The sequence below is a fragment of the Sporosarcina sp. genome (genome assembly GCF_029257255.1).
Lineage (GTDB): Bacteria > Bacillota > Bacilli > Bacillales_A > Planococcaceae > Sporosarcina.
Genome location: NZ_JARICI010000003.1, coordinates 13,407 through 30,237, shown reverse-complemented (window position 1 = coordinate 30,237; position 16,831 = coordinate 13,407). Strand labels below are relative to the sequence as shown.

13 protein-coding genes and 2 pseudogenes are annotated in these 16,831 nt (G+C 33.8%); 4 read left to right on the top strand and 11 right to left on the bottom strand.

Annotation, left to right across the window (positions count from 1 at the left end):
- Positions 1-353 precede the first annotated feature (353 nt).
- A complete protein-coding gene (locus tag Q1J64_RS00425; RefSeq protein ID WP_301107120.1) occupies positions 354-4,712 on the bottom strand; it encodes a hypothetical protein in 4,359 nt (1,452 codons plus the stop codon).
- Between the two features lie 247 nt (positions 4,713-4,959).
- On the opposite strand from Q1J64_RS00425, the gene Q1J64_RS00420 reads away from it, so the two are divergent.
- Both Q1J64_RS00420 and Q1J64_RS00415 read left to right on the top strand, forming a co-directional pair.
- Positions 4,960-5,532: a M48 family metallopeptidase gene (locus Q1J64_RS00420; RefSeq protein WP_301107119.1), complete on the top strand. Its 573-nt coding sequence runs from the start codon at positions 4,960-4,962 to the stop codon at positions 5,530-5,532.
- Positions 5,483-5,755 (top strand): annotated as a pseudogene (locus Q1J64_RS00415) (tyrosine-type recombinase/integrase); the annotation flags it as partial. The gene Q1J64_RS00420 and the pseudogene Q1J64_RS00415, both read left to right, overlap by 50 nt.
- A gap of 58 nt (positions 5,756-5,813) precedes the next feature.
- Here the strand turns inward: Q1J64_RS00415 and Q1J64_RS00410 are convergent.
- Both Q1J64_RS00410 and Q1J64_RS00405 read right to left on the bottom strand, forming a co-directional pair.
- Entirely contained in the window at positions 5,814-6,404 is a 591-nt protein-coding gene (locus Q1J64_RS00410) for an ATPase (protein WP_301107118.1), read from the bottom strand.
- Positions 6,404-6,598 (bottom strand): hypothetical protein, encoded by a 195-nt coding sequence (locus tag Q1J64_RS00405; protein ID WP_412177852.1) that lies wholly within the window; start codon positions 6,596-6,598, stop codon positions 6,404-6,406. The genes Q1J64_RS00410 and Q1J64_RS00405 overlap by 1 nt, the downstream gene beginning before the upstream one ends.
- Positions 6,599-6,850: 252 nt before the next feature.
- Between Q1J64_RS00405 and Q1J64_RS00400 the strand changes: the two genes are divergently transcribed.
- Positions 6,851-8,062, top strand: a complete 1,212-nt coding sequence (locus Q1J64_RS00400; protein ID WP_301107117.1) for a site-specific integrase — start codon at positions 6,851-6,853, stop codon at positions 8,060-8,062.
- An 82-nt stretch (positions 8,063-8,144) separates the two neighbouring features.
- Here the strand turns inward: Q1J64_RS00400 and Q1J64_RS16760 are convergent.
- The 5 genes and pseudogenes from Q1J64_RS16760 to Q1J64_RS00380 form a co-directional block, all read right to left on the bottom strand.
- Positions 8,145-8,288, bottom strand: a pseudogene (locus Q1J64_RS16760) (hypothetical protein); the annotation flags it as partial.
- A 189-nt stretch (positions 8,289-8,477) separates the two neighbouring features.
- Positions 8,478-9,212: a hypothetical protein gene (locus Q1J64_RS00395; protein WP_301107116.1), complete on the bottom strand. Its 735-nt coding sequence runs from the start codon at positions 9,210-9,212 to the stop codon at positions 8,478-8,480.
- A gap of 361 nt (positions 9,213-9,573) precedes the next feature.
- On the bottom strand, positions 9,574-10,080 hold the full coding sequence (locus Q1J64_RS00390; protein WP_301107115.1) for a hypothetical protein: 507 nt from the start codon (positions 10,078-10,080) through the stop codon (positions 9,574-9,576).
- Complete coding sequence (locus Q1J64_RS00385) at positions 10,061-10,912, bottom strand: HNH endonuclease (protein WP_301107114.1); 852 nt, start codon at positions 10,910-10,912, stop codon at positions 10,061-10,063. The genes Q1J64_RS00390 and Q1J64_RS00385 overlap by 20 nt, the downstream gene beginning before the upstream one ends.
- 485 nt (positions 10,913-11,397) lie before the next feature.
- A complete protein-coding gene (locus Q1J64_RS00380; protein WP_301107113.1) occupies positions 11,398-11,979 on the bottom strand; it encodes a recombinase family protein in 582 nt (193 codons plus the stop codon).
- 412 nt (positions 11,980-12,391) lie between these two features.
- On the opposite strand from Q1J64_RS00380, the gene Q1J64_RS00375 reads away from it, so the two are divergent.
- Complete coding sequence (locus tag Q1J64_RS00375) at positions 12,392-13,399, top strand: GTP pyrophosphokinase (protein ID WP_301107112.1); 1,008 nt, start codon at positions 12,392-12,394, stop codon at positions 13,397-13,399.
- A gap of 92 nt (positions 13,400-13,491) precedes the next feature.
- Here the strand turns inward: Q1J64_RS00375 and Q1J64_RS00370 are convergent, their stop codons facing one another.
- The 3 genes from Q1J64_RS00370 to Q1J64_RS00360 all read right to left on the bottom strand — a co-directional run bounded on the left by Q1J64_RS00370 (position 13,492) and on the right by Q1J64_RS00360 (position 16,756).
- Positions 13,492-13,923 (bottom strand): hypothetical protein, encoded by a 432-nt coding sequence (locus tag Q1J64_RS00370; protein ID WP_301107111.1) that lies wholly within the window; start codon positions 13,921-13,923, stop codon positions 13,492-13,494.
- A 263-nt stretch (positions 13,924-14,186) separates the two neighbouring features.
- Entirely contained in the window at positions 14,187-14,675 is a 489-nt protein-coding gene (locus Q1J64_RS00365; RefSeq protein ID WP_301107146.1) for an SH3 domain-containing protein, read from the bottom strand.
- Positions 14,676-15,262: 587 nt separating this feature from the next.
- Positions 15,263-16,756, bottom strand: coding sequence for a DEAD/DEAH box helicase family protein (locus Q1J64_RS00360; RefSeq protein ID WP_301107110.1), 1,494 nt, complete (start codon positions 16,754-16,756; stop codon positions 15,263-15,265).
- Between the last annotated feature and the right edge of the window lie 75 nt (positions 16,757-16,831).

Sequence of the window (16,831 nt, the reverse complement as noted above, 5' to 3'; positions counted from 1 at the left end):
AACATCGTTAACAAGAGGTGCAAAAAGTGCGGTAAATCAACGTTTTGGATATTACTTACTGTAACATCTTTAACGGGGGGTTACCGCCTTTTATGGGATTGCGTTAGCAAATTGTTAGCATTTTCTTTGTATCGTATTAAGATTGTTTCCACACTACATGCGAAGAGTGTATGTGGAAATACATAGGTGTTGGTAGGTTTACTCTAATTTCAAATGTAGTTATACACTTTTTCATCAGTTAGTTGGCTCAATTTTTAAACAACTGTCCAAATATGCTGTACTACAAAGAAGAGCTGAAACTTATGGAGCTTTAATTGCAATAATGCTTTGTATAGAAGTCAGATAAACACTTCTCACCTTTCCATCAGTTTTTGGCTCAAAGATCTAATTGGCCCAATTTGTTTTTCAAACATTAAATCCCATATATCAAGACATTCATTCGCAATACTTTTTATTTCAGGTAGCGGTGAATCAGAAGATTCATCATATAATCCAATTATCAACTTAGAAATTTCATCTTCCACTCCCCAAATACCTTCATCTGTATTGCATCTATTTTTTATTAAATGATTGCTCATCGAAAGAATAATATCTTTATAATCAACAACTGATTTTGATTCTTCTTCAAGATAACGAACAAAAGCATGCACTGTTCTCCGGCTTAAGCCGGAGCTCATTATTTCGATTAAAAAATCTTTGTCTCTCTCTAAATCAATAAGATTATCATAAAATAATCTTGAAATTGGGAACTCCAGATCTAATGTACTTGCATTGAACTTACATATTATTTCCTTTGCTAATTTATTATATTCATCAAACTTGAAATAATTAATAGTCATGTAGAGAACTGCTTCTGCTTGTGATCTACTCATTATATCCACACTAATAATTACATCGGAAAATTCCTTTTTTAAAATATACATCTCCGATAGACAATATGCTCCTATTTTAACTAGTTCTTTGTCATCGGAATCGTAACATTTTTTAATAACTTTTAATACTCGTTCACGATATTTTGGATACAGCAAAAAGAACATATTTTTTGTACCATGGAAGCCTGCTAGTCTGTAATCTTGCTCAAATTGGGTTAAAATTATTTCTGAAGCCCAATCTCTTTCAATGTTATACGAAGGACTTAATGCAAACAGACTCGCTAATTTTACTGCAGGGTTTTCATCCAATGCCAACTTTTCAATTGTATCTTTAAACTGTTCAAACAAAGAACTGTCGTTCCATATAAGCTGAGCTATTGCTTGAGCTGCGTTCCCCCTTACACAGTTTATTGCATTACTTTGTAGCATATCAAAGCTACGCATTTCTTTATCCTCATTATTAGTTACATTTGGTTTACCGATTTGCGGGTCTTTATGATTAATCGCAATATCCTTAAGGATATCAAATACCTTTTGAGACCACTTCACGTTTTTCCTGTTTTGAATAAGCGAGCAAATGTAGTTTGCCCGATATGACGTATAATCATATGGATATGTCCAAATCATCGTTTCTAATAACTCTACTGGCACATTATCCAAAGACTTACTATAAGCAACCCCACTAAATAATGAGTCGACGTATACATCCAAAACTTTATCCTTATATGAAAGAACTAGATTTATCATTCTTTCAGGTTCTTCCGAGACAGCACTGGTAAAGCTTATTGCAAACTGCTCAATAGAATTCTCAATGAAACCTCCTGGAACCTCTTTCCACCGATAATGACTTTTACGATTAATTTTTGATTTAGTTAAAATCTCTAGCCACTTTTTGTTATTTAATTTTTTCCCCGCAACGGGTGAACTTGCCCATCCACCATGTCCCTCTGAATATTTATATAAAGTTGTCCCTTTAGGGAATTTACGTATTAAAGTACGTATTAGATCTTTTGCTTGAACACTCAATCGATTATAAGGGAGAACTTCTAGAATCTCTTTTTGAAAATCACCCCAAAAACTCCAATAAACTTTATTGCCGTTTTTTTCTCTATTATAATTAACTCTACCTTGATATATATCCTTAGCTTGTGGTGATAGATAACTTAAAACTCGTTCTTCCAATGTATTAAAAGTATTCTCACTACAACATTTTGAATGTTTTCCTAATATTCGTTTGACAAGAAATAATTCATCACCAATACCACCTGTCTTATCGAATATGTTGCTATTAAAATCACTACATAAATAAGTTATTACGTCATCACTATATCTCTCTGGTAATCTATATAATCCATCTAATATAATTTCGTTATATATTTCATTACCATTACCCATGAATTCTATATATCGTTCAAAAAACATCTCTGGCTTTCGGACTATTATTGCTGCATTTGCTTTCTTTATAATTTGAATACAAGCCCTTTCAAGGCCTCTTTTATGAATATTTCTCCCAGACCAATCGCTATACTGCAAGCTCCCCTCACTTTTCCCCGGAACATATGGCAATAATAAATTTAAAACTTCTTCACCATTATTTATTAGAATTTCAGAGTCTTCATTCAAAAATTCTTCTTCATATTTATAAATTTGACTCCCTTTACTATTAATTTTATTTTCCAAGAAAAACGCAAATAACTTTAATGTCCTTAATTCACAGTTTTCAAGCATTGATTTGAAATCAAAATACGTATCTGCCAAATGAGGATACCTCTGATAAAATTTCATTCGCAATTCAAATAGCTCATCTGTATCTTGATTAATATCATGCAAAAAACATCTAGAAAGTTTATGATCATCATCCTGTGACCTAAATGCATACTTTTCAATGAATGCAATATCATCAGTCTCATAATTTGGGCTTATGCTAGCAAGCAAGTTTAAAACAATAACTTTTTTTGGTGGGATACTAAACCATTTATCTAATATTCCATATTGCCTAAGAATCCTAATATACTCAGCTCTCGAAAATATAACGTTATTTATAATATGATTACTGTAAATTTCATTTTCACAGTTATTTACAATGAAATTTTGTATAACCTGATTGGGTTTATCTATTTGGTTTAATACCTCAAGGAAAACAAATTTAACAAAATACCTGATATTCTTTGCTTCAAACATTTCCTGTCCTGCATTAATAAAATCCTGGCTGTCAAACTCAAATAAATTTTGCATAAACATTTGCACTTGATATCTTTTTCCGGGGGTTTGTTTTTCTTTAGTTCCAATAATATCTACAATATCTTCACCGTCATAATATCTCTTAAGCATTTTTTCAGCTAAAAAATAGTCTAATATTGATTGATGAGCAAAAGAAACTTTATTATCTTGAATTATTAAGAAAGCATTTGAAGATAAAAATTCTAATGTTGATTTATTTTCATTTAATATCATTTTAGGTATAAATATTCTTCCTGACCTTTCCAAGAAAGTTACCATTTTTTCTTTTAATTGATTTAGATTATCTTCTCCCAACCCTAATTCAGTACTTTTTTGGGACAACTGCCACCACCATTCAGATACCAAATGACTTGCGGTAGAACATTCCGCATATTCTTTATTCGAATCTAACTGTTCCCATATATATAAATTACTCGGAATTCTTAGTACATCTTTCAGTTTACTTGTAAGTTGCTCATAACGCTTCCCAACAAAGCCCTTAACAAATTCCTCATCTAATTCATTAACCTGAACCTTATTCCATTGAACAATTTCCTCTTTTGGATCGTCTTTTTTAAATAATGATCTAATATTATTATCATTTTCCAAGTCATAGGTTCGACAAACAAATACGATGGTTATTTTATTTTTTCTTCCTATATTCAATCTCTCTACTTGATTTATTATTTGAGTGCATACCAATAAAGCTTCTCTAGAATGTGCAAGTGTCCATCGTAGCGCATCCAACTGATCCAAAATAATTACTGCTCTTTCATTTTCAGAAACACTGTGAATACAATGAACAATCGATTCAGGTAATCCTAAATCTTCCCCCCACTTCTCTGCATTCATACTCGGAATCCTTTTATCTAATTTAATTGCCAAATACGGTATGGATTGTAGTTCACAATAATTAATAATATCTACTGTACATCCACTTTTCCCTCTTCCAGCCTTTCCATGTATTATCAAAGAGTTCCCTGAATCTATTGCATTTCTACATAGAGAAAATTCGTTTCTATTAATAAATTCATTGTCCAGCGGAAAAAACAATGATTTATATTCCTGATTCAATTCCTCTATCCTAGGCTTGATAAGCTCATCTGACTCATATTTTTTATATCTATCTAACAAATAATCCTCACGTAGCTTTTCCTCAATAGTTTTGATAATATTACCTTCTGATTTTCCAATTGACTCATCAACGATTGATAAAATCGCCTTTTCTTTAATACTCAATAACGATTCTCGAAAATCAACTAGTATTTTAAACAACTCAGAGAAGTAATCTTCAAAATCACTTAGGTTCTTGATGGGCGTATGCTCAAACTTATCTTTCTTAATATTTACAAACTCGACGGCTTCTAGAGCTAATTTCTTGGATATTACTTCGTAATCTTCCTTTGAAGTTTTGTAAACATTAAATACTCTTTGTATTATTGTGTCACTAATCTTATTCTGTTCTAAATAATCTACAAAATAATTACTATCAACCTCAGTATCATCAAAATTCCGATTAAATTCAGTAACTATATCTACTATTTCTTTAATTAATTTCTTTTCTTCTCTATCCGTTAGTCCCCTTGATAACAGATAACCCGCAAAGTTTGGTGCTATCAATGTTCCCGCTATATATGCTAAAGTACTCAGTTTTATTACCTCCTATCTGCTGCTATTTCGTCATCTAGGATACAATAACAGCTATTACAACTTCCCTTTTGTAACTAACTCCTAAATATCTATCAACAAAATCTAAAAAATATTCTTTCAATAGATGTCATTACACATTTCAATTACTCGTACCTACTCCAACATTTTTAAATAACAAGCACTTCATGTTACTATATAATCTAAAGGGGGATTTCAATTGCATTTAATAACATTCGGACAAACATTAATCCCCTATGAGATAGTCAGGAGCAATAAGAGGAAAACCGTTTCGATTACAGTTGATAAAGATGGGGTTAAGGTAATTGCCCCTATTGATGTAGAAATTGAAAAAATTCAAGATGTCGTGAAGAATAAAGTGACTTGGATTCGGAAACAGTTACTTCATTTTGAAGAAATTAATGATTATCGACATCAGCGATTATTTTTATCAGGTGAAAAGCTTCCGTATCTAGGGCGGCAATATCGTTTAAAGGTGATATCCAATACAGAAATAACAGTGCCAAACTTCAAATTTTCGCAAGGAACATTTTTTGCGGAAGTGCCAGCTACACTAAAAAAAGAACAATATCGTGATACGTTGTTTCCTTTATATGAAGATTGGATAAAGACTAAAGCGATGAAATATGTAAATAATCGAATTTCGCGTTATACAACTATTCTTCAAATAACCCCTTCAACTATTTCAATAAAAACTCAGGAACAACGATGGGGGAGTTGTACACCCGGGCTATCCTATTTTGATCAAACTAGTGGAGACAAGGATGGCTAGATTATTAAAAAAAGTAGATCTGAATCTTAAAGTTACTCCCCATTCCCTTCGTCACACACATACTTCGCTTCTTGCTGAGGCTGGGGTAGGACTAGAAGAAATTATGGATCGGTTAGGTCACCAGGACGATGAAGTGACTAGAAGGGTGTATCTTCATGTAACCACTGGAATGAAAAAAGAAGCTTCAAACAAGTTCAGTGAACTGATGAGAAGCATTGCATGATAAAATGAGTGACAGCAAAATGATATTATTTTGCTGTCTCTTTGTTTATCAACGCTATTTAGTTCCTTTTTAATTGCTCTGTAACTGGAGTTACCCATTCGGGAAGGGGTGATGTTTCAAAGCTAATAATGCCATTATTAGCCTCCAAAACTATTTCCCCGTCATCTTCACTATTATCAATCAAAACAAGGTTATCGATGATCTTTGTATATTCGTAAAGATGGTTGAACGAAGTAATGCTCCTTCTTACAATATCTTCAGTGGGGATATTGTGACCGCCATTTTTAACCCTCATTGCAACCCTTTCAATATTTTGTTCTACATTGCTAAGTGCAACGTAGAACATAGTCACTTCATAACCCATCTCCTTTGCTTTTTGTATTTGTCTGATTGCATTTTTACCAGCAAGTGTTGTCTCAATCGAAAAGCTCTTACCTTCTTCAATGTACCTTTTAACTGATTTAATAACCTCTTTCCCCGCAGCAATTCTTTTGCTTTCTGGGTTTTCGGGATCGATTCTTCGAGCGATAGCATCTGGATCAATATTGATATCTATACCTATTTTATCGATGATTAGATTTCGCAGGGTACTTTTTCCACTTCCATTGTTACCAGCGAATACAAAAAAGGTCGGTTGGTGTGTATGCATTAGGATTCACCATCTTTTTTAAAGGGAATAACATCTCCGTTCGGAAATTCCTTTACAAGCATTCCGTTTTTCTCATATACGATGTATGTGTTGTTGACCTTTGCGTCAATTCTTGCACGTTCCCCGGTCATCTTTGCCCACTTGTCAACCCATGCATATTTTCTTTTTGGTTCGTTGTTTTGTTCTTCCAACATAATAATCACCACATTTCTTCAAATTTTATGAAAGACAAACTGTTTATTTATTGTCACTGACATAGGGAGACTACTCCCTTTATGGGTCCACATATAGTTGAAAATCAATTTTTATTTATCAATTTAACCTTACCACCCGAATAAATAAAATGCCATTGCTATCTTAATTGTATCAATACGAATGAATCAATTCATGGCAGGGAATAGTGGATATTTGTAACAAAAACAAACAGAAAGGAAGGTTCTGAAAGAATGAAGGGACATTTTTACAAGAGGGGTTGCAAGTGCAAGAAGAAACAGTGTACTTGTGGTTCAAAATGGGCTTTCACCATTGATATTGGAACAGATCCGCTTACTGGTAAAAGGAAACAAAAAGTAAGGAGTGGTTTTAAAACTAAGGGGGAAGCTGAAGCAGCTGCTATCATGCTCATGTATGAGTTAAACCAAGAAATATATATGGAGGAAACAGACTTAACGTTTTGTGAATTTGCAAATCAGTGGCTCCCGATCTACAGTGAAGCAAAAGATGTTAAACCCGGAACAATTCGTGTCCGTATTCATGAAATCAATAAGTTATTGCCCTACTTTTCCCGGCTGAAATTAAAGGACATTTCAAGAATTAGATATCAAGACGCTTTGAACGATTTAAAGGACAGAGGATACTCTGACAGTACAAGGGAGGGAATAAATCGAACTGGACGAATGATTTTTCGGAAAGCATTGGAATTGGAGCTAATCAAGAAGGACCCTACTGAATTTGCCTATGTTAAGAAGAATAAAAAAACAATTGAACAGTTAGAGGAAGAGGAAATTCCGAAGTATTTGGAAAAGGAGGAGCTTGCACTTTTCTTAAGTACTGCCAAGAATCAAGGATTGGAATTAGACTACTTGATGTTTCTCGTCCTGTCCTATACAGGAATTAGGGTTGGTGAGCTCGTAGCGCTCAAGTGGAAAGATATTGATTTTGTAAATCAAACCATCAGTATTACCAAAACCTATTACAACCCCAATAATAATTCAGTCCAGTTTCAGTTGGTGACACCAAAAACAAAAAAATCTAGACGGAAAATTGTTGTGGATGAAGATGTGATCAAAGCTTTGAGCCTGCACAAAGAAATTCAAACGAAAATCATTCACCAGCTAGGTGATGCTTACGATAATCAAGACTTCATCTTTGCTAAAACAGAGCGTCATCTTGGATATCCTCTTGTCATTAAAATGGTGCAAATTAGGATGGCTAGACTGCTTGCATTCGCAAAATTAAACCCGGTCTTAACACCGCACTCATTGAGGCATACACACACTTCGCTTTTAGCTGAAGCAGGTGTCGCACTCGAACAAATCATGGATAGACTTGGCCATTCAAATGACCAAATCACCAAAAATGTCTACCTCCACGTTACACAGGAAATGAAAAAAGAAGCCTCTCAAAAGTTCGGTGAACTCATGAGAAGCCTCCGTTAATTTCCTCAATGTTAGCAAAATGTTAGCAAACCACTTTTATCTTACTCACAAACCCATACATATCAAGGGTTGGGAGCGGTTATTACATCATGCCGCCCATTCCACCCATACCGCCCATATCAGGCATACCGCCGCCTGCTGCTTCTGGTAGGTCTGCAACTACAGCTTCTGTAGTCAAGAACATTGCTGCTACAGATGCTGCGTTTTGTAATGCGTAACGAGTAATAGAGCCATTCATTCATAATTTATTATAGATATACCACTTCTCAGTATTTCTTACTATCTTCTATTATAAACCAGTTGTCGCTTATTGTGAAGTTATCTTAAAATATACATATTCAATTGAATAGTTTCATGTATCATATTCTTGTTTATTTACTTTTTTGATGGTAAATAAAAAATGATTCACCTTAATTCAAATCTCGTTTATCTCACAATAAAGCCCTTCTGGAAGCTCTCCCCAAAAGCTTTGAAGGGCATCCTTATACATAACGAAGTCCATATATTTAACATTCAAAACTTGTTCATTGAGAACGGTTCTATGCATTTTCATTAAATTGTTATCTAATACTCCTGATTTAAAGATGTCAGGTCTTAGTTTTTCTAAGTCGTTTGTGGAAACACCCTCACCATGTTTGATAACATTGGCTAGTAGTCTTAATTCATCTATCGTTTGCCAGCATGACAATTGCTCTATATCTTGACCAAATCTTAAAAATTGTTCCTTAATGTCTTTAATTCCTCTTGTGCAAAATCTTGAGAACTCGATTTCTTTCCCCTTCTTAGTGCATAATGTTATTCCTGAACTTTTGATTTCATCGAATAAGAACTTTCTTACTTGTTGCTCCCAAAATTGATATAGTGTAGAAATCCACATTAATTGATTGTTGTATCTAATCAATGAAATCGCCTCGTAATACTCTATCCCCTTCTCATAAGCCACGTCAGCAAAATCTTCATAATCATGTCTATCAGGGTCAAAGTATTGTCCTAACTCTTCGTAATGCCTTTGAGCTATCTTATCTGCTTCTTCTTCTAAGTTATCAAAAACTACAGTGATTTTGTTCAAGTAAACCTCATGATAATAATCATAAGGCTTTTGAAATTTTTCACGCAATTTTTGATATAAGTACAACTGTGCTTTCACCACTACCTTCACCTACTTTTAAAATAATCAAAAAAAGAGCCTGTTTCAGCTCCCTTAGTTTTTATTCATTAGTAACCCACCACCAAAGTTAACTATGGAGAGTTGACCCTAACTCAGAAGCTTCACTTGGCTAGCGTAACGGATACGAGCGGTAATGCTCTCGAACATACTCTAATCGTCCCTTGCGGAAACGCTTGTATGGTCTAACCTTTACAACTTTATGTACCATGCTAACACCTCCTAATTAGTTAAGGCGGTGGGTCCACTCAATTATAACGAATTCAGAATAGATTGTATACGCTATACGCTAAATGTTTTTTGAATAGTTCAAGTGGTGTGCATTTTTCATAACAACATTTTTCAGTTAATTCACTTTTCCACTTGAACCCTCTTTAATTCTCTGAGAAAAAACCTTTTGTAAAGAGTCTATATCATAGTTAGTTAGCTTAACGATAAAGGTTATCCCTTCAAGCCCATCTTCTATCAAAAGCGCTTTCTCAATTGCGAAATACATCAAATATCCTTCCAATAAAGCTACTTCGACATTTGCTGAAAGCTTAATTGTTTTACTTTCTTCATTGCAAACAATATCTAATATTGATTCTTTAAGAATGTTCACATGCAATGGGGGATTAGCAATCCATGTGCCATCAATTAAACTTTCAGCCATTTCATTAATTTTGGTTTCTTCAAAAAAATCTCTATATCTAAACCTTTCAATCTCATTAAGATTCAAATACTTTTCATATTGTTTTCCAAGCAACTTTTCAAGTTCTAAGCCATTTAAAGCTAATGTGTATGTACTATTGTTTAGATAAAATAAATAATCGAAACTAACTTCCTTCTCTATTTTATTTATCATTAACCCCATAGTCCCAATCCTCCTCTTCAATGTTTTCATCACAATAAATTTCATAAAGCTTCTGCAAGGTAATATTCAATCCAACAGACCGCAATTCTTCGAGCTTCAAATTGAACAATAGTTCTATGCTAAACTTCTTATCTGTAAACCTAGCTAGATGCAATTGCTTGTGACAGCTTACACATAAACAAACTATGTTTTCAATGCAATCTAATGAGTTTCTATAATTTCCTTGCTGTGAAAAAGGTATTAGATGATGAACTTCTACATAATTCTCATTAGTAGCTCTAGAAATAAAGTTTTTATGTTCTTTATTCACCGCACAAAGATAACCTGATTTTTCTAAAGCTTGTAATTTAACTTTTTCTGAACGAGGATAAACAAAAATGACTTGTTTCCTTTTCCCCAGTGTTTTCATTGGACTAAATTCTATTTGAGCTTCATTTGTTTGCTGTTGTTCTCTCTTTATCTCATTTAATCTTTGCTGTTGAATTTTCTTTTCATAATATATCATTGCTGAATTGTGTAGTCTTTCGCTTGATATATGTTCCGAAAAAGTGTTTTTGTAAAAGTTAATAGCTTCTTGCATATGTTTAACACTTGTAATTTCTTTCCACAATAATCTAATAGCAAAACTTCTTTCTATATTATAGCTTTCAACATCTTTTATCTGATTAAAGATTATTCTTGCTTGCTTATATGTTAATGCAAGGTCAAAAAGCAATATGTATTGTTTTATACTAAGTGGCTTGTTATCTATCATATATTTATGTATCTTCGGAAAAGTATCAGTGAAACCTTTTTCAATGATTTCTATTTTAACGTCCTTGAAAGTCATCATCTTCGTCTGCCCCCAATTCTATAAAATCTACTATCATGTTTTAATTAATGCTCATCTATAATCTCAATAAGGGACTTTGTTTCGCATACTAAATTGACCTTCTTGGTGTGTGTATGTTACAGGACACAGCTATCTATGTTGCGTTATGGATGGAATATCGGTAATAGATGGGGTGCTCATCAAACGCCCCTGTATCAAGCTACAACACACGTTTAACTCCACACACACATTGATTAACAGCTTGTCCTAAGAGGCTTGCAATGTCGCTATAGTGCCTCTCACAAGGCTCTGTGATTGACTTTAGCTCTGCTTCACTCACTACATAAAATACGTGTTTTACAGGTCTAATATAAAATAATTCAACATGACAAAACCTCATAAAACACATATTCTTTTGTCCAATTACCTGAACGTAACCTTCGGAAAACTCTCTTTTAGCCATACAGATTCGATACTTTTTCACATGTGTTTATACATTTATGTATCTACTTATTAAGTTTCACTGCTTCTTGCATCTTTCGCTTGTTCATCGCTCTGATTAGTGTGCTCTTGCTGATACCTGTCTTTTCCGCCACTTGATTATAAGAATGGCTCTCTAACATACTCAAGGCATGGTCAAGCTGTGCCTTTTTATAGGTAGGCTTTCGTCCTTCACGATAGTTAGGATTCAGTCTAGCTATAGCCTTGCCCTCCTGTGTACGCTCAATAATCATGTTGCGTTCCATTTCAGCAACCGCCAATAGTGTCGTTAAAAAGAACCGTCCCATGCTTGTGTCCTCTAGTAGACCAACGTTCAACACATGAACCTTTACTCCTTTTTCAAATAACGAATTTACTAAATCGATTCCTTCCATTGTATTCCTTGCTAGACGGTCTAATTTAGTTACAACTAATTTGTCACCATCTTGTAGGATGTCTAGTAGTTCTCTTAGCTGTGGTCTTTCAGTTGAAGCACCAGTGAACTTCTCTTGATAGATGTACTCCACGTTCTCTTTGTGCAGGTCTTTAATCTGTACCTGTAGGTCTTGCCCCTTAGTTGATACTCTCGCATATCCATATACCGTCATTTTATCCCCTCATTTCACGCTTACTTATGGCACTTAGTTGTGACACCTTTCGATACCTTGATACTACAGTGTCGAGCTTTCAGTGTCAATACTGTTAAGTTGAGACACCTATGCTATTATTATAACGGCTATCGTTGATACTCATTTTTCTCAATAGAGTTATCTACGCACAACCACATGATTCAATCTATGATACATTCCGTCCTGTTTACCGCTGCTATATGTCCCATTGATTTCACGGAACAATCTATATAGGTTTACCTACTGATATATGTAATTGATTAGATTAGTGGCGGTTCTGACCTTATCGCATCGTTTCGATGTAACAGAAAAAATTACTTATAGGTACTATTGCAATCTCCAGTAATATGGAATATGGTTGTATCATTACAAATTAGAAGGAGTGTTTTAATTGGATTCATCCGTGACTACTGATGTGAAAAATATAGATTATCGTCAAATTGAACATGACTACTTGGAGCGTGAAAATAATTACATACGCCTAAAGGAAGAGGGCGAACACATATTAAAATCTTGTCTTGAAACAACTAAAATTAAAATACATATGATTTCTTCTCGTATTAAGGAAAAAGATTCATTTTTAAAAAAGGTTGAATTGAAACAAACAGAAAAGCCATTTGAAGACATTACTGACATTGTAGGCTTACGAGTTGTTTGCTTATTTCTATCGGATATAAAAAAAATTAGTGACATTATCTTTGCTAATTTCGAAGTCATTTCCGAAGATGATAAGATTAATGATATTGAAAACTCAAATACTTTCGGATATATGTCAGCTCACTATATTGTAAAACTTAAATCTCATTTCGCAGGCTCTCGATACGATTCAATTAAAGAAACACCTTTCGAAATACAAGTAAGAACCATCTCTATGGATGCTTGGGCTAATATTTCACACTTCTTAGAATACAAAAGTGAAAATGATATACCTCCTGAGCTTAGACGAAGTTTCAATGCTTTGAGCGGTCTATTCTACGTTGCTGATACCAACTTCGAATCATTTTTTAAACAAAGTCAAAGTAATAAAGAATCATTACAAACCGACGTACTAAATATCATCCAAGAAACAAAGTCAGTTGAAAAGAAAACAGACCTAAATTTAGATAGTTTAACTCTATATATGCGCATTAAATTCCCTGATAGAAAACACTCGGATTCCAAAGTCATTTCAGATTTAGTAAATGAACTTTCAAATGCTAAGTTTAATTCAATTGAAGAATTAGACAAAGAGATAAAAAGAGGGTACAAATTATTTTTAAGATTTGAAGCCGAAACCCGTGATTATCCGTTTCATGACGTTGGTGCAGTACGCTTGACTTTAGGCATGATTAATGAAAATTTCAGAAAAACAAAAAACTATACGGACTTGGAATCATATATTGAAGATTTAGTAGAATAACAATAATATAATATTTATTAAAAACAAAAACACCTGTCTATTAGAAATTGCATTTTGCATTATCTCTAAAAGACGGGAGTTTTATTTATTTTTTAATACCTTTTAGGCAATAGAAAATCATAAATCTTATTCCTTTCATCCATATATAATCGTTCTATATCATCACGACTCGCCTTGAAATGCTTGCGGTATGTCCTCCATTGGTTATCAGTTAGACGCAACCTTGTATAATTCTCGTTGTTTACTTCCTTCGAACGCTTAATAAGGTCAGTATACTTCATCTGTCTTTTATTGGTCTTAACCTTCAGTTCATGAAAATTCGAGTACGTTAGGCAAGGAATAAACATTTCAGCTAGTAGACGATTAGCAATGAGTGAATGATTCAAGTCGATAAAATTCATTTTATCGCTCTCTAAGAAGTTTAACTTCACTTCAAAACGATTAGTAAAATGACTTTCCAGTGATTCATTCTCTACCTTTCGGTCATAATGCGAATCTGTCGCTGTGCGCTTATAGTTGCCCATCGAGCCTGCCCATGACGATGTATTGAAATTCTGTTACTTCTGCCCTCCATGCCTTCTCAGATAGGCGCTTGTGTTGAATGGTGTTGTATAGTCAAACGCTATATCCAAACGTGTGATAAACCACTTGTGGCGGTTCAAAGCCACCGTCTCGTCTTGAGCTACCTTTCTTGCTACAGATGCGCATAGAAAAAGGTAGAGTCGTTAACTCTACCTTTAGTTCAGTTAGTTAAAATATTAGATATAGAATTTGTTCTTTGAATCATTCATCTTCCAACTGACTTTTCTAACTTATTGATTTTTTGATTGTTTAAATCAATCAATTTTTGAATTATTTTATTTTCCTCATTTAAGGCATCACGATATTCTTGAGAATAAGTTGGATACTTTTTCTGTTTAGCCCGAATCTCAATTAAAGCATAATTAAGTTCATTTTCTGTCATTGCGCTTTGTGCTGGATTTTTTGTTGGGGAAGACGATTTAGTCACTAAATAAGAACCTTTTGTATAACCCCTATAGTTTCCTTGTTTAATATGTGACCAACCGTTTTTACCTGCTGAATAGACAAAAACTTTTGAGCCTCTCTTCAACATGGTTACTTTAGCACCTTTTGAGTTTGGTTCAGCTCTTAATATCAAGTCACCCTTAGAAGTCACGTACTTATTGCCCCCACCACTAGAAGCCTCTACTTGAGAAACCTCTCCTACAAAAAGAACAAAAAAAGATAAAACAACAACAAATCTTATAACTTTCATTTTCAATACATCTCTCTTTCATATATTCTAATTTATTAGCTTTTCATGTGCGTTATAAACAAGAATTAATGTGAATAGCGCTAAACCAATGAGCAATAAAGTTCCGCAGTCACCGCCAGTTTGATTGATTTCTTTTGGCAACTGCATTTCGTTAAACTTTTCTTCCATTGATTTATAGTCTGTTGCCCGCTCAGGCTATATTACTTTATTGCATTTTTCAATTTCCTAACTCCCCAATAATGTATGAATTTGACTAGGAGGATTTATTTATACAGATACAGTAGTTCATCCAAAGTTAAATTAATTCCACAGGACATCAATCTCTCTATTCTTACATCATATAGTCTTTCGAATTTCAGCAGTTGATGTTTGCTATTTAGTAATTAATAGTTTCCACACATAAAGTTCTTGGGGACGTGGCGGTTTTGGAATTGTTTTATCTTCCGCTCCGCTCTCGATAAATTCAATATCAAAAACACGCTTTCGTCCGTCCCCAAACCCCTCGACGATTTTCACATTTTTAAAATTTGGTCATTTTTGACCTTTCATTAATATATAGAGGCACCCTTTTTGACCAATACAACAATTTACATCAATAAATACGAACCATTCGGCTGTAAAACCAAAGCCTTAACTAACCAAGCTTTCTTATCACCAGCACCTTTCGTTCTGCTATCAATTTCAACTAAACGATAGGGAGTTTGTTTTTTTTCCAATTCACTATTAATCGTTTTAATTGTTTTAGCAAAATCCTTACCTCTTCTCAAATTCAAGCTAGCTGCAAATTCAAGTTTTGAAGCCTTTTTCTCTATACGTATCTCTTTGTTACAGTAATCAGACAGCAACTGGGATGCTTGAGAATCAAGATATCTATCATGTAATAATGTGTTACTTTTTCCAAACAACTCTTCTATATATTGCTGATAGCCATTTGGTGTTTCTTTAATGCTTTCAATAATATTTTGTTTATAAATCAACTGGCTGTAAGCCAATTCATTAACTTTAAGCTCGAAATAGCCTTCTTTATTTAACTCATAATAGACTACTTGTGATTCATCGGATTCTCTATAGAACTTTTTGGCATAATCCTGTAGACCCTGTTCCTTGAGATACGTAGCATGTTTCAATTTCTTTTTAACTTTTTTAGAATCTTCACCTAACATCGCCTTCGTTCGATTTCTAATTAAAAGCTTTACTTTATCTTCATCGTTCACTAAACGCTTCCTCCCAATGCATTGAATCAATGTATCTGTATCCGCTATGTCTGCCACAATACAATCTAACTCATCATCAACAATATTTAACCCTGCGTCTAATGTCTGAGTTGTAAACAAAAACAAATCATCGAATTTTTGGCTTTTAAGCAACATATCTCGCTTCACTTTATCCATTTTAGCACCATATGTGGTGTTACCTTCACTACAAACAAACATACTGTGTTCATTATATTTCTCATAGGCTTCATAACTTCTCTTAGCAGAATCCATAAATATAATAGTTTTAATTCCATTACTCAGTTGGTAATCCAACAGGTTATACAACTCAGATTCTTTGGTATAGAACTCTATGGACTTAACAAAGTCATAAGAAATCGGGATAGTATAATGTTTGGTTTGAACACTTAACTCTTCCTCTAAAAAAGAATTGATGAATCCATTCGTTGCACTCATTAAGATAAGAACAGATTTACTCTGATTTGCTAACAGAGCGTTAAGAGCTATGTCGGTAAACTTATTAAAGGTTGAATCACTCGAGAAATAGTGGTATTCATCACATACGATATACTTATATTCAGTTAAATCTAAAGGTTCTTCGCTTAGTAAGCTGGCTTGAAATGCTTGATAGGTCTTCAAAGTGATAAAATCAGTCTTTGTTGCTGCGGTCAACTCCAGCTCAAATTGATTTACTGTATTGCTACGATGAAGAAAGAACAGTATTTTTTCTTTTTCACTTTTAGCTTTTTCATACAACTCTTTTTTGATGAAATCACTTTTACCTTTACCCGTTCCTGCGGTAATAGTTATAATTTCACCTTTTTCCCATGACAAGTATCCCTGACCAATCAACTCTCTGACTTTCAAAAAAACATCTCCTATTACCGAATTGACACATAAGCCTATTGTATCATAAAGTTTATTATCATTCTCCTAACCTTC